General features: G+C 52.6%; 2 protein-coding genes. Both read right to left on the minus strand.

The features are described from left to right. The coding region (locus B152_RS23990; RefSeq protein ID WP_033406658.1) for a hypothetical protein at positions 1–283 on the minus strand (283 nt) is incomplete at its 3' end. A 17-nt stretch (positions 284–300) separates the two neighbouring features. Further along, positions 301–1,345: TrbI/VirB10 family protein (locus tag B152_RS0114980; protein WP_020593244.1), on the minus strand; the 1,045-nt coding region annotated here is incomplete at its 5' end.

Here is a 1,345-nt window from a genome sequence, read left to right on the forward strand (position 1 = left end):
GATCAGGCAGACGTTTGAAGTCCATTTGAACAGGCGTTGCCTGTTGCTGGATCAACTGCGTCAAACTTTTTGCTGAAGCTGAAAAAAGCTTTTCCTGCAGAACTTCTTCCGAAGCCCCTATAGGGGCGGCACTGGTAACGGGTGTTGGAACACCTGGTGTTGTGCTCGCAACAGTCTGGGCGTTTAGCGGTAAGGCGAATAGCGCCAGAGAACAGGCCAAAGAACAGGCCAGAGGCAATAAAAGGGGATTGGGGGCCGCGCCCCCGGGCGTTAGTTTTCTCATGGGAGTTACCTTCTGGTTCAGGGTTTGGAGGGATCTTGGATGTACCAGTCGAACTGCGGGCGGATCTGAACCCTTGTTCCCTGGCTGATGGTGACGATTGGGGCGAGGTTTACTGTTTGCTCCAATACGGAAGCGGAGATTTCACCAAAGCGTTCGCTCAGGTTCGCTGCAGCTTCTTGGGCTGCAGTTGCATTGTTGCTGGTATCGCCCCCGGCAGGATTGTTGGCGAGCGATGCAGCACCTTGAAAAGTGGCTGATATGGCAGAAAGAATGATGGCCGAGCCGTATTTCTCAAACCATCGGTTATCCACTTCGCCGGTTATTCCGGCATGACCTTGTGGGTCGCCGATGGTCGCAGCAAGTTGGAAAATCTCGACGCGGGTTTCCCCAAGCAAAATACGATTACACTGGAGAGACAGACGGGTAGATCCTGCTTTTTTGGGACTGTCGTAATCACAGATCAGGCGGGATCCACGCGGGATCAGAATGTTGCGGTTGTGATAGCCAAAAACATCACGCGAAACCTGGATAATGGCGGTGCCGCCGTCTTCACTATCAAGCTGGCTGTTGATTCCGGTTTCAAGAATACCGCTGATATAACGATCAGCTGTCAAAATCCGGCTGTTATCAACCGGAAGCCCGGAAATCCTGCCTTCTGCATCATATTCGGGCTCAGGTTTAGCGGTCGGAGCTTTTACTCCACCGATATCCTTACCAGGAGGTGCAGATATTCCATTGGGATGGTAAGCCGCCTGTAGAATATTACTGCTGGGGAGCGGCGCAAGCTGGACCTTGCGATTTCCGAGTGCAGCAATAACGGCCAGTTCAACCGGATCTGGAGCAGGTTTTTCAACATAGATAATTTCTGGAGGTGGTGCTGGTTCTACCCGAACCACCTCTTTTATGATTACTGGAGGAAAGACTGGAGCAGGAGCCGGGATTGGCTCAGGCTCAGGTTCTGGTATCGATCTGACAAAGGCATAGGCATTGGGATCGCTTGGCGGAAGTCCGGTATCAACTGGAGCATCTTCCGCACAGATCCCGCCGAATGTCAGACCGATA

It is taken from the genome of Kiloniella laminariae DSM 19542, assembly GCF_000374005.1.
Taxonomy (GTDB): Bacteria; Pseudomonadota; Alphaproteobacteria; order Kiloniellales; family Kiloniellaceae; genus Kiloniella; species Kiloniella laminariae.